Origin of the sequence: Azospirillum canadense, assembly GCF_025961225.1 — a bacterium.
GTDB classification, from domain to species: domain Bacteria; phylum Pseudomonadota; class Alphaproteobacteria; order Azospirillales; family Azospirillaceae; genus Azospirillum; species Azospirillum canadense.
The window spans coordinates 599,327-618,249 of sequence record NZ_JAOQNG010000007.1 but is presented as its reverse complement, the minus strand read 5'-3'; the positions used below and the strand labels follow the sequence as shown (position 1 = coordinate 618,249).

16 protein-coding genes and 2 pseudogenes are annotated in these 18,923 nt (G+C 64.9%); 6 read left to right on the top strand and 12 right to left on the bottom strand.

Annotation, left to right across the window (positions count from 1 at the left end; all coding sequences use genetic code 11):
* Window positions 1-548: 548 nt before the first annotated feature.
* The gene (locus M2351_RS45310; protein WP_406567466.1) at window positions 549-734 is read right to left on the bottom strand and encodes a DUF2279 domain-containing protein; all 186 of its coding nucleotides are present in this window, start codon (window positions 732-734) and stop codon (window positions 549-551) included.
* A gap of 423 nt (window positions 735-1,157) precedes the next feature.
* Between M2351_RS45310 and ppk2 the strand changes: the two genes are divergently transcribed.
* A complete protein-coding gene (ppk2, locus tag M2351_RS30505; protein WP_264659783.1) occupies window positions 1,158-2,027 on the top strand; it encodes a polyphosphate kinase 2 in 870 nt (289 codons plus the stop codon).
* A gap of 272 nt (window positions 2,028-2,299) precedes the next feature.
* Here ppk2 and M2351_RS30500 read toward each other — a convergent pair whose 3' ends face one another.
* On the bottom strand, window positions 2,300-2,680 hold the full coding sequence (locus M2351_RS30500; RefSeq protein ID WP_264659782.1) for a hypothetical protein: 381 nt from the start codon (window positions 2,678-2,680) through the stop codon (window positions 2,300-2,302).
* Window positions 2,677-2,802, bottom strand: a complete 126-nt coding sequence (locus M2351_RS30495) for a hypothetical protein (RefSeq protein WP_264659781.1) — start codon at window positions 2,800-2,802, stop codon at window positions 2,677-2,679. The genes M2351_RS30500 and M2351_RS30495 overlap by 4 nt, the downstream gene beginning before the upstream one ends.
* Window positions 2,803-3,087: 285 nt before the next feature.
* On the opposite strand from M2351_RS30495, the gene M2351_RS30490 reads away from it, so the two are divergent.
* The 3 genes from M2351_RS30490 (at window position 3,088) to M2351_RS30480 (ending at window position 5,245) form a co-directional block, all read left to right on the top strand.
* Window positions 3,088-4,065, top strand: coding sequence for a transporter (locus M2351_RS30490; RefSeq protein WP_264659780.1), 978 nt, complete (start codon window positions 3,088-3,090; stop codon window positions 4,063-4,065).
* Between the two features lie 283 nt (window positions 4,066-4,348).
* Window positions 4,349-4,816, top strand: coding sequence for a hypothetical protein (locus tag M2351_RS30485; RefSeq protein WP_264659779.1), 468 nt, complete (start codon window positions 4,349-4,351; stop codon window positions 4,814-4,816).
* Window positions 4,817-4,945: 129 nt separating this feature from the next.
* Window positions 4,946-5,245: a hypothetical protein gene (locus M2351_RS30480; protein WP_264659778.1), complete on the top strand. Its 300-nt coding sequence runs from the start codon at window positions 4,946-4,948 to the stop codon at window positions 5,243-5,245.
* Between the two features lie 217 nt (window positions 5,246-5,462).
* On the opposite strand, the gene M2351_RS30475 is transcribed toward M2351_RS30480, so the two are convergent.
* The 6 genes from M2351_RS30475 to M2351_RS30450 all read right to left on the bottom strand — a co-directional run bounded on the left by M2351_RS30475 (window position 5,463) and on the right by M2351_RS30450 (window position 12,085).
* Window positions 5,463-7,406 carry an adenylate/guanylate cyclase domain-containing protein gene (locus tag M2351_RS30475; RefSeq protein ID WP_264659777.1) on the bottom strand — a complete coding sequence of 648 codons (1,944 nt, stop codon included), beginning with the start codon at window positions 7,404-7,406 and terminating at the stop codon, window positions 5,463-5,465.
* Window positions 7,407-7,474: 68 nt separating this feature from the next.
* Window positions 7,475-8,269, bottom strand: a complete 795-nt coding sequence (locus tag M2351_RS30470; RefSeq protein WP_264659776.1) for a cyclic nucleotide-binding domain-containing protein — start codon at window positions 8,267-8,269, stop codon at window positions 7,475-7,477.
* Between the two features lie 28 nt (window positions 8,270-8,297).
* The gene (locus M2351_RS30465; RefSeq protein ID WP_264659775.1) at window positions 8,298-9,599 is read right to left on the bottom strand and encodes a patatin-like phospholipase family protein; all 1,302 of its coding nucleotides are present in this window, start codon (window positions 9,597-9,599) and stop codon (window positions 8,298-8,300) included.
* 25 nt (window positions 9,600-9,624) lie between these two features.
* Window positions 9,625-10,758: a hypothetical protein gene (locus M2351_RS30460; RefSeq protein WP_264659774.1), complete on the bottom strand. Its 1,134-nt coding sequence runs from the start codon at window positions 10,756-10,758 to the stop codon at window positions 9,625-9,627.
* A 210-nt stretch (window positions 10,759-10,968) separates the two neighbouring features.
* Entirely contained in the window at window positions 10,969-11,262 is a 294-nt protein-coding gene (locus tag M2351_RS30455) for a hypothetical protein (protein WP_264659773.1), read from the bottom strand.
* Window positions 11,263-11,590: 328 nt separating this feature from the next.
* Window positions 11,591-12,085, bottom strand: a complete 495-nt coding sequence (locus tag M2351_RS30450) for a hypothetical protein (protein ID WP_264659772.1) — start codon at window positions 12,083-12,085, stop codon at window positions 11,591-11,593.
* Window positions 12,086-12,893: 808 nt separating this feature from the next.
* On the opposite strand from M2351_RS30450, the pseudogene M2351_RS30445 reads away from it, so the two are divergent.
* A pseudogene (locus tag M2351_RS30445) lies at window positions 12,894-13,001 on the top strand (ATP-binding protein); the annotation flags it as partial.
* A gap of 353 nt (window positions 13,002-13,354) precedes the next feature.
* Here M2351_RS30445 and M2351_RS30440 read toward each other — a convergent pair.
* Window positions 13,355-13,585: pseudogene (locus M2351_RS30440) on the bottom strand (IS6 family transposase); the annotation flags it as partial.
* A gap of 138 nt (window positions 13,586-13,723) precedes the next feature.
* Here M2351_RS30440 and M2351_RS30435 point away from each other — a divergent pair.
* Window positions 13,724-14,752, top strand: coding sequence for an IS110 family RNA-guided transposase (locus tag M2351_RS30435; protein ID WP_264659771.1), 1,029 nt, complete (start codon window positions 13,724-13,726; stop codon window positions 14,750-14,752).
* Window positions 14,753-15,197: 445 nt separating this feature from the next.
* Here M2351_RS30435 and M2351_RS30430 read toward each other — a convergent pair whose 3' ends face one another.
* Complete coding sequence (locus tag M2351_RS30430) at window positions 15,198-18,047, bottom strand: hybrid sensor histidine kinase/response regulator (protein WP_264659770.1); 2,850 nt, start codon at window positions 18,045-18,047, stop codon at window positions 15,198-15,200.
* Window positions 18,044-18,856, bottom strand: a complete 813-nt coding sequence (locus tag M2351_RS30425) for an alpha/beta fold hydrolase (protein ID WP_264659769.1) — start codon at window positions 18,854-18,856, stop codon at window positions 18,044-18,046. Before M2351_RS30425 ends, M2351_RS30430 begins: the two co-directional genes overlap by 4 nt.
* Between the last annotated feature and the right edge of the window lie 67 nt (window positions 18,857-18,923).

The window sequence follows — 18,923 nt, the reverse complement described above, 5'->3', positions numbered from 1 at the left end:
CCTTCTCTGGGGCTGTCGCAGCAAAGTTGAGTGCGGCTCCATTCCGTCATTAGTCTCGCTTGAGGCGATGTCGAAACATGGCGGCAAGAAGGCACGCTGTGTCAACGCGGAATAGAGCCAACAAAAAACTGCTCCGGCGACGCACCCTCCTTGCCGCCCACCCCGCGCACCTGAGCCACGCAATGCGCGGACGTTCCGCTCTGGGAAGCTCTGCTTTGTAGAACTGTCATAAAGTATTTCGGGGTCCGAGGTCAGTCCAGTGGGCATGCGTAGATGCAAAGCGTGGCGGTGGCCTCAAATAGGAAACCTGCCATCTGAGCGGCAGCCGGCGGACAAATGAACGTCCGTAGGGTGCGTAACCTGTGCGTAACCTGATCGCTGGAAATTCGGCTCTTGGGTCGCGGGGATGGTCTGGTGCCAAAGCCGTGCGGTTCTCATGAGGTGAAGGCAAACGCCAATCGCGGGAGATGCAGGTGTCGGGCGGCCGGACGTTATGGAAGGCGCTACCGACCGGCGCCGGCACATAGGGATCGAGCGCTACGTCAGGTTCAGGCCAATCGGAGCCCGCCCTGGTACTGGCGGGCGAACAGGTGGCTGATCGCGTAGCCACTCCAGATGTGATCCCGCTTGTCGGCACCGCCTTCCACCGTGGTGCGGTCGAACCAGCTCTCGTCCTGGAAGCGCGGACCGCTGGAATTCCAAACCCATGTCCACGTGGCCCAGCCGAGCGCCAGGGCGCCCGCCCCGAGAAGCAGGTAAAGCGCCTTGTCCTCATTGCTCTACTCCTGCTCCCAGAAGGTGACGGCAGGGCCGGCCTACTCGCCAAGCCCAGTCCAACGACCAGGGTGGAAAGAAACGCCGAAAGCCGACGCTGAAACGCCGTCGTGACGGAGGTGCCGCTGGATTTTAGAATTCGTTGATGCCATGCGATCGGTGGAGGGAGCATTAGGCCGCAACCGAGCAACGTCGCAGAAGTAGCATCGAGGACAGAATGCAGCTGTTACGGTAACAGGTCGTTTCCAGCCCAACGGGCCCCAGGTCGGGCGCACGTACATCAGGCTGTTACCGTAGCAGGGAGGAAAGTACGGCTGGATACTTCCACGTCGTTGTCGTCTGGGGTCTGATGAGCAATTGCTTTCCACAACAAGGCGACGACAATGGCGAAGCATGCGAAGGCGCGAAAGCACGGCCATGCGAACGACGACATCGTCAGGGAACGCACCCCCGAGAACGCTTCTCACGAAAAGCTGAAGCGGCGAACGTACGAGAAGGAGCTTGCCAAGCTCCACGCCGACCTTGTGACCCTGCAGGAATGGGTGGTGCACAAGGGCCTGAAGGTTTGCATCGTCTTCGAAGGGCGCGACACCGCCGGCAAGGGCGGGACCATCAAGGCGATCACCGAGCGCGTCAGCCCGCGCGTCTTCCGCACCGTCGCCCTGCCGACCCCGACGGAGCGCGAAAAGTCGCAGATGTACATCCAGCGCTACATCCCCCACTTCCCGGCGGCCGGCGAGGTCGTGATCTTCGACCGCAGCTGGTACAACCGCGCCGGGGTCGAGCGGGTCATGGGCTTCTGCACCGAGGAGCAGGCCAAGCGCTTCCTGGAGATGGTCCCGGCCGTGGAGCGGGCGATGGTCGATTCGGGGATCCTCCTGCTGAAATACTGGCTGGAGGTCGGCCCCGAGGAGCAGACCCGCCGACTGGAGGCGCGGATCCACGACGGCCGGAAGACCTGGAAGCTGTCGCCGATGGATCTGAAGTCCTACAGCCGCTGGTTCGACTATTCCCGCGCCCGCGACGACATGTTCGCCGCCACCGACACCCCCTGGGCGCCCTGGTACGTCGCGCATTCCGACGACAAGCGTCGCGCCCGCCTGAACATCATCAGCCACCTGCTGGAGCACATCCCCCACGAGAAGCTCCCCCGCGACCCGGTGAAGCTCCCCAAACGCCAGGATCCCATCGGCCACCGCGAGCCCGACTACCCGTACAAGGTGATCCGGGAACGCCCTTGGGCAAACGTATAGCGACGAACGTACGATCACGCCACCATTCCGGCCCTCACACCGCCAGCCGGATCTTTGCGGCATCAGCGCCGAGGTCGCCCACGTTGTCATCCGTCCGAACCGCCAGCGGCCCTATCAACACGGCACGACCGATCACCTCGGTACCGAGAAGTTGCGGCGGCTCGCGCCGCGCTCCGCGGTCGAACGACCGGCCTGCCCAAGGCAGGAACGCGACGGGTTCAGTCGGGATGCCAATTGGAAATGGCCAGCAATGTCCCCGTCGAGGTGCGCACTCAGGCGACTCTGACATCGGCGTGGTGCTTGGAGCGGTCTTGGTCGGCTGTGCTGCGGGCATATCGGGCCGATTCCCGGAATTCACGCAGCTTGGTGATCAACGGCGTCCACTGGTGTACAAGCAAAGCCCGTCCGCGCGGGACGATCACGGTGCTCGGTTGCTTCGATATCGTGCCTTCGACAGACCGCAGCGTCGGCCGCTGGACGCCTCCGCCAATCACTTTAGCGTTGGCGCGATCATTCTTGTGGAACTGGACGTCGGCCTTCACGAACCGAGGCTGTATCAAGCGCCCGGAGTGTTTTGGCCAAGCGAGCTCACGGGTCCGAGAGGATGCACCGGCGCGGGGGTCCAGGCCGACCAGACCGGATGGCAGCGTCATGGAAACGCTCGCTCGTCCTCGTGTCGCAGGCACTTGGTCACCACCGTCTTGCCCGGCGCGTCTATGCCGTGAACCTGGAACACCAATGTCGTCACATGCAAGCCGATGAGCGTCGCACGCATCGCACCGTCTCCGCGATAAGAGGAACATCCTCCATCGACGAGCGTCAGTCTGCCAGAAATGGGAAGGTTCATCCAATCCCCGTCGGTGCGAGCGTCACCATGCTCCGGTAACCGATCAGGGTCTCCGCGGACGGCTTCTTCCGCCCGATCCGACCGTATCGCCACCATTGGTGAATAGACAAATCATGGCCGCCATGATGCCTTAGCGTTCGCGGGCTGCGTGATGATCCTCCGCGTGCGAATGGGGTGATCGGTATGGGCGCGTCACGACAGGAGCCCCGGCCGATGTGGCATGGCGGCGCGCGGTTCCGGGCATCGTCGATCATCGCACTCCAGAACCGGCGCAAGTGTGGGGTTCACCCCGTGTGCGCTGTACTCGCATTGGCGGGCGCCTTGGCCATCATTCCAATGGCGAACGCCCAGGAGATGGAGCCGCGTGCCTTTTCCGTGTCGCCCATCGGCACCAACTTCCTGGTCGGCGGATACACCCGCTCCACCGGCGGCGTGTCGACCGACCCATCGCTCCCAATCACAAACGTCGAGGCCGTGATCAACAGCGGCATTCTCGGCTATCAACGATCCTTTTCCTTGGCCGGGCGGGCAGCCAGCGCGGCGTTGTTGGTCCCCTATGTCAGCGGCGATGTGAGCGGCGATGTCGAGGAGCAGAGCCGGCGCGTGTCCCGGACCGGGCTGGGCGACGTGAGATTGCGGTTTACGGCGAACCTTGTCGGCGGACCGGCGCTCACGCCGGCGGAGTTCGCGCGACGCACCCCGACCACGACGCTGGGTGCGAGCCTCACCGTCGTCGCGCCGACCGGGCAGTACAACCCGGCCCAGCTGATCAACATCAGTTCCAACCGCTGGGCGTTCAAGCCGGAGATCGGACTGTCGCAGCCGATCGGAAACTGGTTCATGGACGCGTCAGCCGGTGTGTGGACGTTCACCGACAATACGAACTTTTTCCGGGGCAATGTGCGCAGCCAGGACCCGCTTTGGACGTTCGAACTGCACGGCGGATACAATTTCCACCCCGGTCTGTGGTTGGCAGCTGATGCAACCTACTACACGGGCGGGGAGACCAGCGTGAACGGCATCGGCAAGCGCGACCGGCAAGCCAACGCGCGGTACGGCGTGACCCTCTCGGTCCCCATCGTCGACGGTATGTCCGTGAAATTGGCCTGGGCGGACTCGCTGATCACACGATTCGGCGGAAGTTTTCAGACGGTCGGACTGACGCTTCAGTATCGCTGGTTCGACCCTTGACCGATGCGCTACGCGGCTTCGGATCAATCCCAGGCGGCTTTGCAGCATGAAGGGAGATTCTTCGTGTATTCGGGGCCGGTGTTCTCCCCGCCCGCTGTCCCATGGCAAACGTTGCAACAGACCCTTTCGTGCAGACACGCCGCTGCGGGACCGTCTGCGCTCCGGCGCGCCCGAATATGGAAGGATATGGCTTCTGGTCGGAGCGTACCGCCGAAAGACGCTTGATCACCGTCGGGTGCTTCTGGAATGCTCCCGTGAAGGGCCACGGCGCCATGAGGTCACCATGCTCCGCTCTGGGCTTGTCCTGGCGGTGTTTGCTCTGGGGGCTCACGCGGCCCTCGCGCAAGAGAGCGGGCGCCTGCCTGCTCTTGTCGAAGGCGACGTGACGCCGGGTGTTCAGGCGATCCTCACGCTGTACCAGGCGGACGGCGCCGGCGAGGCCCTTCCCGCCCTCCGCCAATGCTACGATACGCTCGACCGCGGCGCGCCGGTCGCACGCGTCTCGCGCTGCCTGGCGATGGACGTGGCCTTATGTCTTGTACTCGACGTCCGAGCCCTCAACGGCGATGGCCCCGTCGATGACTTCTGCGAGGCGGGCCGCAGCGGCCGGCGCTTGGCGTATTGGGCCGATGAGACCATCGCCATCCGCGCCGACCGGCCGGCCTTTTTGAAAATCCTGTTCACCCTCGCGCGCGCCGGAATGGCGGGCTTCTTTCGACGCGGACCGCAAACCGGAGACCCGATGCCGTGACGAAGCCGTGGCAGGTGTGCGATGCGGAACCCTTATCATCCATCGGAAAGACAGCATGCCAGCGGTAGCGTTTGCGTCTGGGCTGGTGTGTCCGTCGTCGCGCTTTCGCTGTGTGGCTGTGCGGCCGGCATGGTGGCTGACGTCGTCTCGGTAGGGATGTCCGGCAAGTTCATTACCGACCATGGCCTGGACCTGATCACCGGGAATTCGTGCAACCTCTTTCAATCCATCTTCCGCGCGGACCACGTTGTCTGTGAGCCGCGTGGGCTCGCGCCCCCGATACGTGGCGACACGGAATTTCTGGACGCTGGCCATTCGCCTGAGACCACCGGTGCATTCTCGGAAGTCGCCCCAAGCGATGGTCTTGGCGGTGTCGGTCCAGGTTTCAACGGTGATCCTGGCGGCCTTTCCGGCAGCGAAACCTATTAACGTGCGGTTTTCAGATGGTGCTGTGATGATGACGCGGGCCGCGGCGGTTGGCAGGGGGAGACGACGACGCTGAGCGTGGCTCCCCCTCCGGTGCGGATTTTGGGCTTGCCACCACAGCCGACGCAGAGCCTTGGGAGCCAGACAGCAGAACCGGATGACGAGGCTTTGTCCGATGACGCTCCATAGCAGCTGGCCGCGGTTTGCGTGAAAAAAGATCTTATCGGACGCGGTGTATCGGCCGCGGCGACGGGACCATGTCCCGAACGGCGTTCAGCTCAAAGATACGAATTGGCTCCTGAAATCCGCGTGGCCGAACTGTGTCCACCAAGCGGAACACAAAGCGTTCGGACACGCGCTCGGCGACTTCTGCGCTCACCAGGATGTCCGTGCCGTAATCCTTGTTGAGCGGCTCCAACCGGGCGGCCAGATTGACCGTCGCGCCGAGCACGGTGTAGGCCATGCGGTCGGCGGAGCCGATGGTGCCGACCACGGCCTCGCCGGTGTGAAGCCCGAAGCGCGTCCGGTAAGCCGGCCAGCCCTCCTGTTCAAAGGCGGCGTTGAGCTGCTGGATCGCCGTCCGGCAGGCCAGCACGGCGGCGCAGGCATGGGCGACGTGATCGGGATCGTCCGCCGGCGCGTTCCAGATCGCCATGACGGCGTCGCCGATGAATTTGTCGACCGTGCCGCCATGCTCCATGATCGCGGCGGACAGCACGCCGAGGTAGCGGGATGTCTGGATCATCACCTGCTCAGGCGCCGCCTTTTCGGTGATCGCGGTGAATCCCTCGATGTCGGTGAAGAGGACCGTCACCTCCCGGCGGGTGCCGCCCAGCCGCAGCGCCGCGCCCGTCGTGACCAGCTGCTGGACCAGGCGCTTGGGCACGAACCGGGCGAAGGTCAGCACCACCGTCCGCATGGTGGCCACGGACCGCCCGAGATCATCGATTTCCCGAATCAAAGATCGGACCTCTGGTCGAGGGCTGGCCGTCTCAAAATTCTGAATGCGCTCGGTTTCCCTAGCCAAATCCTTCATGGACCGCGACAGCCGCGAGCCGATCCACCAGACCATGGGGAGCGTTCCGAGAACGACCCCGAGGGCGAGGAGGACCAGGCGACGCCGTCCGGCCTCGACCGCCGCGAAGAATTCGTCAAGCGGAGCGACGACGGCCAACCGCAGGTGGGCAGAACCCGCCGATGGAACCGACCGGAAAGCCGCCACATACGTACGGCCGTCGGTCGCCCGCGAGAAAATCTGCTCCGCGGCGCCACCGGCCATCCAGGCGTTCAAGGGAGGCGTGATGTCGACATCCAGCATCTGGTCGAGGTGCGGCAGCTCCAGTTGCCCGCCCGGGGCACGTTGGTGCAGGACCGACGCCATGCGCGGATGGGCGACGACACGCCCGTTGTCGTCGAACAGCAGCACGACCCCCGACGCGCCAAGTTGCTGGGCGCGCAAGAATGCTCCGATGTCGGCTAAGAGGATGTTTCCTGCCACGACTCCGTGCCGGTCACCTTGGAACGGCAGCCGAACCGTGTAGCCGGGCAAAGCCGTCAGTACGGACACATACGGAGCGGTGACGGCCCCGGCGGTGTCGTCGATCGCTGTGCGATACCAGGGCCGGCCGCGTGGATCATAGTCGGTCTCGCGTTCTGTCCTCGCTATGGGTGCAAGGCCGGCCGATAGATACTGCGTGACCTGAGCTCGCGTTTGCTGCTCTTGCGCTTTGCCGATGACCGCGAGCCGGAACGCGGAATCGGGCGGCGTGCCCATTTGCCCGCGTGCCGCGTCGCCGACCCGGGACAGGTCATCGAGTTCAAGGTAGGCACCGTCGTCGTAGCCGACATACAAGTTGTAAAGCTGAGCATGCCGTCGCAAGAGCGCCGCCATCACCGCGTACAATGGGGGATTGTTCGCGATGGCGCTGGACGTGATGGCGGGAAGCGTCGCCAGCACCTCCAGGGTGTCGAGAACACCCTTGAACTCGCCGTCGACGCGGTCGGCCGTGTGCTCCGCGACGCGATCGATGAACGTCAGGGCCGCGGAGCGGGTGATCGACCGCGCCCGGTCGAAGCTCAGGACGACCAACCCCAGCCCGACCCCAAGCACCAGGACGCCGACCATCGACGTGATCGAGAGTTGATAGCTGACACGAAGGCGCATGCCTCAACCCTCCGGCCTCAACCCTCCGATACGGTCGCGGCCGCGGGCCGTGGCCTCCCAGAAACCCGTCACGCGACGGACACGGCGAAGTCGAAGGGAGCCCCCTCGCCGCCGGCGACGACATGATTGTCGCCACGACGCAGAAGGGCCGTGTCCCGCATGACGTTCTGCCCGATCGCCTGCCCGTTCACCACCGTCCCGAGCGTGCTGCCGAGATCGGTGACCAGCAGGCGGTTCTGCTGGCGGGTGATCATGAAATGGTCGCGCGAGAGGCGAAAGGGCTCCTGGTCGTCGATGCACAGATCGGGTTGCCGCAGCGGCGGGGCTTCGCCGCTGGCGAGAGCCCGACCGACGACGAACGGCAAGCGCTTGATGGGGAGGGGACCTCCGCCGATCCGCGCGCGCAGGACGTCGGACTGGGCGATCAGGGTGATCGGTGCGTCGCCGGGGATCATGTCGTCGGACGGCACCCCGCCGCCCGCGGCGGAGGCGGGCCCGGCCGCCTCGGGCAGCAGGTCGCCGGCGATCTTGTCCTCGATCGTCCGCAGTCGAACGCTGAGGCGTTGGATCAGATCGCGCGCCAGCGCGGCGTCGCGGCTCACCCGATCCAGGAAGTCCTGCGCACCCAGAACCTCGGCCGCGCCGTCCGTGGAGGCCCGGGCGGTGGCGCTGCGGGGGCGGCTTTCGATCACGCCCATTTCCCCCAGCCATTCGCCGCCCCGCACTTGGCCGATCCGGATGGACGCGTCCCCATGTTCGCGCAGGACTTCGATTTCACCATGCCTGACCCAGAGCACGCAGTCGCTCGCGTCCCTCTGTCGAAACAGCACCTCGCCAGCCTTGAAACGCATTGGATTTGCCATGGCCGGTCGCTCTCCGCTGTGAGGTTCTTCAGAAGCCGGCCCCGGCGGTGGTCCGCTTGGCGGATGCCGCCCTGGCCGTCGTGGCCGGAACCGGCGGCTCCACCTGTGGTGCGGCATAGCCGGGCGGGGTCTTGGCCCAGGGATAACCGTTGGCGGCGAGGTCGTAGCCGATCTTGAACAGGTCCTTCATGTAGACCGGGTCGAACGGCTCGCGGAGCGGCGTCTTGAAGGTCTCGGGAATGTAGGCGAGATTGAAGTCGATGCCGTCGCGCTGGGCGGTGATGTAGATGCGGTACAGATCGCCGACACCTTGCGTCTGGATCAGCGAGGCGATGGCGCGGTTGGCGATGCTCAAGGTCTGGCGATCGACCTGCGCCCAGTCCGGATCGAGCCGGGCGTTGCGGATGACGTAGAGACGCCGCTGGCGCGTGATCCCCGCCCGCTGCGCTTCCGCCTTCAGGTTCAAGCCGGGCGGATAGACGAACACCTGCGCCGTGGCGCCGCCGTCCACGTGCATCTCCTCGAACCTCTTGCCGTCTGCCTCGACGCTGATCATGACCGGGGGAAAGGCCCCGGGGATGGCCGCCGAGGCCACCAGGAGGGTTTGCACCAGCTCAAGCGCCTGCGGGTGACGACTGGCCGCGATCTTGGTGACGTTCCAGATGACCGGGCGGCGGGCGTCGAGGTTGGTGGTGCCGATCAGCAGGATGCGGCCCTTCTCATGCTCGGCCGCGATCGCGTCCAGCATCGGCTGGTCGAAGATCCGCTGCACCAGCTTCCGCAGCGGCGCGGTGTCGGCCATGGCATCGTTGTTGATGGCCGCCAGGAAGCCGCGCTGTTCGAGGACGTCCTTGTTCGTGATGGTCGTGTAGACCTCCTTGAGCTTGTCGTCGTACGCGGGCCCGAGAAAGGCGAAGGGCGCGATCAGCGCTCCGGTGCTGATGCCGGTGACGCCCTTGAAGCGCGGCCGCGTTCCGGCGGCGCTCCATCCGACCAGCAGGCCGGCGCCGAAGGCGCCGTCCTCGCCACCCCCGGAGATCGCTAGGAAGTTGGCCGGGGGCAGTGGTCCGCGAAGCCCCGCTTGCTGCAACAGGACCCGCTCTCGGCGCACAGACTCCAGAGCATCACGTTGGAAGTCGCTGACTTCGTCGTCTCCCCAGTAGCGCACCTCGGGCATGCCGACAACGCTAGCCTTGGCCTCGCTGGCGACCGGCACCGCGTCGAGGCGCGTGGGCGTGCCGCAGCCCGTCGCGGTGATCAGAACGAACAGGACGCCGGCCAGGGCCGACAAGGCCCCGCGCAACGGCTGCACAGGTCGCAGAGATCGCATGGACATCCCCTCCGAAATCCGTTCTTCAACAGAGCGCCGTCAGCCCAATCCAAGGCATCAGTTTGCGAAATGACCCACATTCGGGAGTGGACAGCGCCGTCAGCGGGCGCGTGAGAGAGCCTCGCGCCGCTTCGGTGTCGAACACGCCTTTCGGTTGCGTCAGGGCACGGGCGACCTCGACGGCAATGTCCTGCCGCACCGCGATCATCGTGTCGGGTTTCGCCTCCCGGCGGATATCGTCGGCCCAAAGGTAGCGGCGGCTCTGGCCGTCGCTCAGCACAGTCGTGACCTGGACCTGTTCGCCGGACTGGCTGATGCTGCCCCGAAGCACGTAATCCATGGGAACGTCAGGCCGCGCCTTGTGCAGCGGTGATGGGGGGAGCTTGTGGTTGTCCGCTCCGAACACACGCACTCTTTGGGACCGGACGAGGGCCCCGGCCAAATCTTCGGCGAAGCCATCGGCAACGACGTCCTGGGCCGGGTCGCCGGCGCCGTTGGTGAAGGGCAGCACCATCAGCGAGGGCGCGCGCGTGGCGCTGAACGAAGGCTCCTGCACTGCCAACCTCGTCCGGACTGGACCGCCCACCACCATAAGCACAAGGAGGGCTGTCACGAACACCAGGGCTGCCGCTGTGATAAGAACCAGACGCGGATTGATCGTGCGCGCGGTGAGTTCGGACCATGGGGACGGCGTGGCGACCGGCTGGTTCGCCTTGGGAGCACCGCGCCAAAAAGCGGCAAAGGGCGGAGCAAGGTTGCGAGCCCCGCTCACACTTTGTTGGTCAAGGGCGTGAGGGGCGTTGACGTGAGGGGCATTGCTCCCCACGAGAAAGAAATGTGGGACATAGCTGCCCTTGGGGATGGTGATCCGAACCTGGGCGTCGGCCCCCTCGGTGTCGTAATAGCGCTCCAGGCTGCGTCGGACGCGGCCGGCTTGGATGCGGACGACCGGGTCGAGCATCGGATCGAAACTGGCGTTACGGTTGAACACGTCCAGCGCGATGGCGTAAGCCTTGATGTGGTCGGAGCGTCCGGCCAGAGCTTCATTCACGACAAATTGGATGAAACGCCGATTGCGGGTGGAGTTGCGGAACTCCCGGCTGGCAAGAATGCGCTCCAGGGCCGCCACGATCAGCTCGCGCGGAATGATGTTGTCCAAGGAGCATGACATGCGTGTGTTCCTTTTCGGCGCCTGACATCCGGCTGACAGGCAAATGGCCCAGGATCACAGAACGAAAGATTATCAGAAGGTGTTCGACTCTTCTCGGAACGTTATGCGTCAAAACTGAGCCAAATTGCACAAAAAGCAAGCACCGCCAAGAGCAAACACCTCCAAGAATGCCACTTCAAATGGACCCTGGTCCGCCGGTCAGATCGAAGGGTCATCATCCGAAGCGGCGAGGTTCGGATCATTCCAGAACCGGAGCTCTCGCAGAATCTCGTCCTCAAGGTCCGCAACGAGGGCGCGACAGGCCTGCAACGGCGCCGGTGTTTTGCTGCCGGTTTTGCTGCCGGCCGCCTTTTCCCACTGCCGTAGTATCTCGACCGCTTCGCCGTAGTCTTCGCACAAGCTGCTGAAAAAGCGGTTGTCCGCGCTGTACTGCTTGATCGCTTGTGCCAAGTCCGGGAAGCGTTCGACGGCGTGCCGCGTTTTCTTTGACATGGATGCCCTCGCATGGCTCGCAAGGGTGTGGGAGGCGCGCCTGGGCTCATGGCCTCGAGCCAGGGCGCGTCCTCGTCATGGATCGGCGTCGGCGACTGGGGTGCTGTGGTCGTGGTGGAACGGGTGGAACGCGCCCCATTCAACGGTAGCCGGGCGGATGCGCCCGCTCCGCAGAACGCTTCCCGCAGCGTTCCGCGACGCTCGGCGGCGCGTACGCCCCGGTTCGCCTCGCGCCGCTGCGAGGCCGTCCGATGGGTGTCCGCGCGAGCGGCACCTGGACGGCACCGCCCGCATGGTCATGCCCGCGAACCACCGCTCCGGATCACCGCTACTGCGAGCTTGACCCCGACATGGCCGCCGGAGGTCCCTCAAGCGCGATCGCGATGCCCGACGGCGCGAGCGTGAGCTGGAGTCCCTGGTTTTTCGACGTGGCCCGGATGACGACACCGTGCTGATTTTCCATGGCAGCCCCCGTGGCGCCGCCGGCGACCGTGGCTCCGGCGGCGGCGGCCATGTAGTTGCCCGGGAAATCCTCGACCTTCGTCAGATGATAGACGTTGCCCGTTGCCTCCACCGACGAGGCGCCGACGTTGACGACGCTGAAGCCGTTCGCCGTGAACGGGTAGTCTTTGCCCTGGAAGTGGAGGACGCCGTGCCCCCAGCTGTAACCGACGCCCAGCGCAACGCTGCCGCCGGAAAACTCGATGGTCGCGTCCGGCTTTTCCGCTTGGGTTCCACTCGACGCCGCCGTGTTGCCCGACGCGTTGGACGGCTGCTGCGCTGACGCGCCGTTGCCGAGAAGCAACATCGTTGCGGCGAACACAGTGGCTGTCATCCTTGAGCAAAGCATTGGCCATTCTCCCGCGTTGGATGGTCGAACTCGGAATCCGGTGAGACTGCCCCAGCGATGCGCAGACCCACAAACCGGGCGGCGTCCCAAACAGGCCGTGTCCAGCCGGAGCTGCGCGGGGCTTCACGAAGCCGCCCACATCAATCAAGCGGCTGACCACGCCCATGGTGGCGTAGCCGGGGATGATCAGTGCGGGGCGAGCTTGGCACGGCCATTGTGGCGATCCCGGCGGCTGCAACACCGATCCGGCCGTGGATGCCTATCGGTTGAGCAGATGGGCACGATCCGTTATTGTCCGCTCCTGGGGGACCGGCCCGACGGTGATGAAGAAGTCATTAAGCCTCAACCACAAGAGCCGATGGAAGTAGCAACCGTGGCTCTACGGGCGTGATACGGTAACCTTTCCGGCGCCCGCCGCTTGTTGCAGGAAGCTCGATTGCGGCGGGTGGAAAACATAACAGACAAGATACCGTAGCTGGATACGGTAGAAGCGGTGATCCACAAACCCGATGCGTGTAGAGTTGCAAATCTGGCTCATGGGCACACCCGATCGCTGCTGTGAATGCGCGGCACCCAGTCGCCAAGCGCCGCTCGCACCGTTTCGCACACTCGATTGGTGGCTGCTGCATACATGGATACTTCTCTGAAAAACAACAGACCCAATCGGGACCACGCGACGATCCCGCCGGGTCCAGGGTAAGGCATTGACCATAAAGGCAATGCCGCCGATGAGTGATCGTAACCTCAGAAACAAGCCGATCCAGCAGTGGGGCACTGTGTGGTGTTCGGGGACGCCAAGATGACGACGGCGCTGTTGGACCGGCTGACCCACCACTGCGACATCATCGAAACCGGGAACGAAAGCCGGCGCTTCAAGAACCGCGCCTGATCTCCCGGCCATCTCTCGCCCGCCACGACGATCTTCCGGGCCGCTTCAGGGGGGCAATGTTCGACGCCGATCCGGGGTCTGAGTCCGAAGCCGATTGACACTTCTCGACTATGCGTGCCAGAGCGGCCGGCCGGTTTGGAATTTCGCCGAGAAACCGCACCTCGCCGGAACGCCCTGCGCTGGCGACGCCGATGGCGATCGTCGCCTTATGAACATCCAGGCCAATGAACGTGATAGGCTCTTCCACGGTCCGTCTCCTGTGCGAGGCAAGGCGTCGGCGATGAGCCGGAGCAACCCTCGAACGGTGCACATCGCGAGGCGGACCACCATCCTCAGCCCAGCAGACATGGGGTCTTGTCGCCCCGCCGTGGCGCCCGCTGGCGCAACCGGGTGGCGATCTCAGGGCCGAACTTCCGGGCCCACTGGCGCACCGTCTCGTCGCTCACGGTGATACCGCGAGCCGCCAGCATCTCCTCGACCATCCGCAGGCTCAAGGGAAACCGGAACTACAGCCACACCGCCGTGGCAATGATCTCGCCGGGAAAGCGGAAGCCGGCGTAGCGGGCATCGGGGCGCGTCGTCATGCCCCTTCCGTACCCCGCCTGCGTCAGCCTTGGCAACCAGCCAACCGACAAGTTGATGGTGTGGACGACCGCTGCTCCCGGCATCGAGGTGCCATAGATTTGTGGTTGCTGAACTCCACCTATGAGAGGGCCGTCCACATGAGCATTGTCACCGTCGGTCTCGATCTTGCCAAGCACGTCTTCCAGGTTCATGGCGTTGATGAAGCCGGAAAGGTGGTCGGGCGCCGGCAGCTTCGCCGGGAGCAGGTGGAGGCGTTCTTTCGTGGCTTGACGCCTTGCCTGGTCGGTCTGGAGGCGTGCGCGACGGCTCATCACTGGGCGCGTCTCATCCGGGCTCTCGGCCATGAGGTCCGGCTGATCCCGCCGACCCGGGTCAAGGCCTACGTCCAGCGCGGCAAGAAGAACGACGCCGCCGATGCCGCGGCCATCGCCGAGGCGGTGACGCGGCCGCACATGGCCTTCGTTCCGATCAAGAGCGAGGACCAGCAAGGCGTTCTGGTGCTCCATCGCTCCCGTGACCTGCTGGTGCGGCAGCGCACCATGCTGCTCAATGCCCTGCGCGCCCATCTGGCGGAATTCGGCATCGTGGGGGCGCAAGGCCCTCGTAAGCTGGCCGAGTTGATCGATCGGCTGAGCGATCTGACGCTCCCCGAGTTGGTTCGCTTGGCCCTGGTGGAATTGGCCGAACAGATCGCGAGCTGCCGCGCGCGGATTGCGGCCCTGGAGAAGGCCATCCTGGCGTGGCATCGCACCACCGAGGCCAGTCGCAATCTGGCCACCATTCCCGGCATCGGGCCGATCACCGCCTCAGTGCTCGCCGCCACCGTCAGCGATCCGAGCGCGTTCAAAAATGGGCGCCATCTGGCCGCGTGGTTGGGGCTGGTGCCGCGGCAGAACTCCAGCGGTGGCAAGGACCGGCTGGGCGGCATCACCAAGGCTGGCGACCGCTCGCTCCGTCGTCTTCTGGTCATGGGCGCCACCACGGTGATCCGCTATGCCCGCCGCAAAGCGCCCGGCGAGGGCGAGTGGCTGAAGGGCCTGCTGGCCCGCAAACCGCCCCGGCTGGTCAGCATCGCGCTGGCCAACAAGATGGCCCGCGTCGCTTGGGCCGTGCTCCGCCGCGGCGACGTCTACCGCAAGACTGTCCCGGTTCCGGCGGTTCCCTGAGCGGTCAGCGCCGGGAGCATCCGGAGCGGATTGTCCGCCCGTCGGCGGCGCCTTCTCAAGCCTGGCCCTGCGGGCCACCGCCTGCGGCGGCGCTGGGCTTGACAAGGCCCCGCCGCCGAGCGGTCTGTTCCACCATCGGATGCAAGCCACCGTGTCGCTGGACCGTCCGGTTTGGTAACGCTGAAGAACAGGACCATGCTGTGTGAGGGTGCCGAGAGAGGTGATGGCGAAACGGTTCGAGCCGGGGATCGGGAAGACCCACGTACTGTCATGCGCCTCGAGCGCGGCACGTTGATCGGGACCCAATCCCGCGGAGTTCATCATGGCCCGCGGTCATCAGCACCGCATCCTTCGAGGCCGGACACAGGACCGCACCCGACCTTTTCGCCAAGCCAGATCTCTTTTCCCTTGCGCCGCAGCGGTCGTCCACACATGACGGTATCATTCAAGGCAACCGCCGCAAGCGGCTCAGGGCGCGCTCAATGCCGTCAAGAGTGTAGGGCTTGGACAGCGCGACGGCGTTCAGTCCCGCTTTGGTTTGCTCGGCGGCCAGATCGTCGCCGAAGCCTGAAGCGATGATGACCTGCAATTGCGGCGTTTGGCGAACCGCCTGTCGTGCCAGTTCCACCCCGGACCGGCCGGGCAAGCTCACATCGGTAAACAGCACGTCAAAGTTGCCGTCCGCCAGCACCCTCTGGGCTTCCTCGGCATCGGACACGGCGGTGACGGTGTGGCCAAGGGCCTCCAGCATTTCCAGCGTCGTCATCTGAATGAGCGCATCATCTTCAACCAGAAGAATGCGATAGCTCGAGGGAGACCCGTCCGTGGGCTTCTGTTGGCCCGAAAGCGACAGTTGAGGAACCGCCGGCACTTCGCGGTTGTGTAGAAGATGATGGACTTTGCGGGCCAGATCCTCTCGGCTGTAGGGCTTGCTCAGCAGATGCACGCCGGGATCCAGCCGCCCGCCGTGAATGATGGCGTTGTTCGTGTACCCCGAGGTGAACAGCACGACCACGCCCGGAATGGCCGCCTGGGCCTGACGCGCCAAGTCCGTGCTGCGCAATGGGCCGGGCATGACGACGTCGGTGAACACGAGGTCGATCGGAACCCCGCTGTTGATCACCGTTATCGCGCTCTGCGCATCATTCGCCTTCAGCACCCGATAACCGAGGTCCGTCAGCGTATCGACCACCGTGGCCTGAACCGCCGGGTCGTCCTCGACCACGAGGATCGTCTCGCTGCCGCCTTGAACCGGCGCCCGGCGAAGGTCGGGAGCAACCTCTTCCGCCTGATGAACACGGGGCAGATAGATGCGGATGGTCGTTCCCTGACCGACCTCGCTGTAGATCTTCACGTGCCCGGCGGACTGCTTGACGAAGCCATAGACCATGCTGAGGCCCAGACCGGTGCCTTTGCCTTCCGGCTTGGTGCTGAAGAACGGCTCGAACACCCGCTCGATCACCTCCGGTGGCATGCCACAGCCGGTGTCGGTGACGGCCAGCATCACGTACTGGCCTGGCGTGACGTCGGCGTGCTGGCGGGCATAGTGGTCGTCGAGCATGGCGTTGCCGGCCTCGATGGTCAGCTTGCCGACACCCTCCATCGCGTCACGAGCGTTCACCGCGAGGTTCAAAATCACATTCTCGACCTGATCGGGGTCGACGATGGTGTTCCACAGCCCGCCGGCGATGATCGTTTCGATGTCAATGGCCTCGCCCAAGGCCCGACGCAGCAGGTCGTCCATGGCGCGGACCAGACGCCCGAGGTTGATCACCCTGGGCTCAAGGGGCTGTCGGCGCGCGAAGGCGAGCAATTGCGCCGCCAGCTTGGCGCCGCGCTCCACCGCCCCCATGGCGGCGTGCAAGCGCCGCTGCGCCTCCTGGGCGTTGCTGATGTTGCGCTCGAGGAGTTGCAGGTTCCCGGCGATCACCTGAAGCAGGTTGTTGAAATCGTGCGCGACGCCGCCGGTGAGCTGGCCGATGGCTTCCAGCTTCTGCGCCCGCTGCAACGCTTGCTGCACCTGCACGCGCTCCTCCATTTCGGCACGGAGCCGACGGTTGGAGTCCTCCAGTTGGGCCGTCCGCTCGGCCACCAGACGCTGGAGCTCTTCGCCGCTTCGGGTCAGTGTCTCGCGCGCGCGGACGATCTCGGTGATGTCGGTGCCCGTGCCGAACCAGCGCACGATCTCTCCCCCGCCCTCACGCACCGGCGTCGCGCGCGCCAGAAACCATCGGTAGCGACCGTCGGCGCCACGAAGGCGGTATTCGATCTCATACGGTGCTCCCGTTGTCAGGGATCGGTCCCAATGCTGGAGAACACGGTCCAAGTCCTCCGGGTGCACCAGGCCCGCCCAGTCGTTGGCTTGCTCCGTGAGCAGCTCGACGCCCGTGTACTCCCGCCAACGCCGGTTGAAATAGTCTGGGGTTCCGTCGCCTCGGGTCATCCAGACCAGCTGCGGCAAGGCTTCCGCCAGAGTGCGGTAGAGTTGCTCGCGTTCGCGTAGCACCCGCTCGATCCGCTTGGCATCCTCGATGTCCGTCGCGGTGCCAAACCAGCGGATGATTTGCCCCTGCTCGTCGCGGAACGGCTCGGCACGGGCCAGAAACCAGCGGTGTTGGCCGTCGCCGCGTCGAACGCGGAACTCCGCCGAGTAGGACGCGCCATCCTGAACGGCGATCCGCCACGCCGCACTCGCCATGGCCCGGTCGTTGGGGTGGAGGAGGTCCGCCCAACGCCACCCCAGAGCCTGGTCACTGGCCAAGCCGGTGTAATCGGCCCAGCGAGCGTTCATGTAGTCGATCTGACCATCCGCCAAGGCGGTCCACACCATATGCGGGTTGGACTCCGCGAGAAACCGGTAACGCTCTTCGCTCTGTTCCGCCTGCCGGCGCGCCCGCAACAGTTCCTGCTCGTACCTGCGGCGGTCGGTGGCGTTGAAGACGGAAACGCGCGTGAACACCGCCCGCCCGGCGTCATCGTGCTTTTGGACGGCGTTGACCAAGACCGGAAGCCGGGTGCCGTCGGCGCAAGCGATCTCGAAGGCGATCTCGTTCAGAAAGCCCTGCATCTGCAGGAGCGGGGCATAATGTGTTTCGTAGAAGATTTTCCCCGCGACCGTCAGCAGGTCCTGAAAGCGCTTGCCCGCCAGCAGGTCTTCCCGCCGGTACCCCGTCCAGGCGAGCAGCGTCCCGTTGATCTTGACGATGGTCCCGTCCGGCCGCGTGGACACGTAGCCGCAGGGTGCGGTCTCATAGAGGTCCTCCAGGCTCTCGTCCAGGAGGTCATTGGTCGTCACGGTGCGTCACCCCCACTCTTTGCCAGAAACGCCTTGATGGCGGCGATGGTTTCCTCGGGCGCGCTCAGGTTGGGGCAATGCCCGGTCGCCCTCATTTGGACGAACGCGCTGCTGGGCAGGGCGCGATGCATGTAGGCGCCGACCGTCGTGGGGGCAATCACGTCCTCCGAGCATTGCAGGATGAGGCAACGCGTCGTCAGCTTCGGCAGATCGGCGCGGTTGTCGGACAGGAACGTGACCCGGGCGAAGCGCTTGGCAATCTCCGGGTCGGTGCGGCAGAAGCTGTTGGTCAGTTCCTCACCCAGTTCCGGGCGATCCGGGTTTCCCATGATGACCGGAGCCATGGCACTGGACCAGCCCAGATAGTTGCTGTCGAGAGAGTCCAACAGTTCCTCGACGTCCTCCCGCGCAAAACCGCCAACGTAGTCGCCGTCATTGATGTAACAAGGGGAAGGCCCGACGAGCACCAGGCTGTCGAACAGCTCGGGTTCCTGAAGGGCCGCGAGCACGCCGATCATGGCGCTGACCGAATGCCCGACGAAGATGACGTCGGTCAGCCCCGCCTCATGGCAAATTTCGAGAATGTCATCCGCGTAACCCTGCAGAGTGGCGTACTTGGCACGATCGTACGCGGACAGGTCAGAGCGCCCCGCTCCGACATGGTCGAACAGGATGACCCGGTGATCGGCCTCAAAGGCCGGAGCGATGAGGCGCCACATGTTCTGGTCGCAGCCGTAGCCGTGCGCGAAAAGGATCGGCTGGCTGCCTTGCCCAGAACTCTGCACATTGTTCCTGGTGAGCGCAGTCATGATGATCTCCCGCTTGACCCGTTTCCCGTGCTGCTGCGCTACAGTGGCGCCATTGGATGGCGCACGG

Excerpts from the sequence above, each read along its gene's own strand:
- ppk2 (WP_264659783.1), top strand. The coding sequence starts at position 1,158 with ATGGCGAAGCATGCGAAGGCGCGAAAGCACGGCCATGCGAACGACGAC.
- M2351_RS30500 (WP_264659782.1), bottom strand. The coding sequence starts at position 2,680 with ATGACGCTGCCATCCGGTCTGGTCGGCCTGGACCCCCGCGCCGGTGCA.
- M2351_RS30495 (WP_264659781.1), bottom strand. The coding sequence starts at position 2,802 with ATGCGTGCGACGCTCATCGGCTTGCATGTGACGACATTGGTGTTCCAG.
- M2351_RS30490 (WP_264659780.1), top strand. The coding sequence starts at position 3,088 with ATGTGGCATGGCGGCGCGCGGTTCCGGGCATCGTCGATCATCGCACTC.
- M2351_RS30485 (WP_264659779.1), top strand. The coding sequence starts at position 4,349 with ATGCTCCGCTCTGGGCTTGTCCTGGCGGTGTTTGCTCTGGGGGCTCAC.
- M2351_RS30480 (WP_264659778.1), top strand. The coding sequence starts at position 4,946 with ATGGTGGCTGACGTCGTCTCGGTAGGGATGTCCGGCAAGTTCATTACC.
- M2351_RS30475 (WP_264659777.1), bottom strand. The coding sequence starts at position 7,406 with ATGCGCCTTCGTGTCAGCTATCAACTCTCGATCACGTCGATGGTCGGC.
- M2351_RS30470 (WP_264659776.1), bottom strand. The coding sequence starts at position 8,269 with ATGGCAAATCCAATGCGTTTCAAGGCTGGCGAGGTGCTGTTTCGACAG.
- M2351_RS30465 (WP_264659775.1), bottom strand. The coding sequence starts at position 9,599 with ATGCGATCTCTGCGACCTGTGCAGCCGTTGCGCGGGGCCTTGTCGGCC.
- M2351_RS30455 (WP_264659773.1), bottom strand. The coding sequence starts at position 11,262 with ATGTCAAAGAAAACGCGGCACGCCGTCGAACGCTTCCCGGACTTGGCA.
- M2351_RS30435 (WP_264659771.1), top strand. The coding sequence starts at position 13,724 with ATGAGCATTGTCACCGTCGGTCTCGATCTTGCCAAGCACGTCTTCCAG.
- M2351_RS30425 (WP_264659769.1), bottom strand. The coding sequence starts at position 18,856 with ATGACTGCGCTCACCAGGAACAATGTGCAGAGTTCTGGGCAAGGCAGC.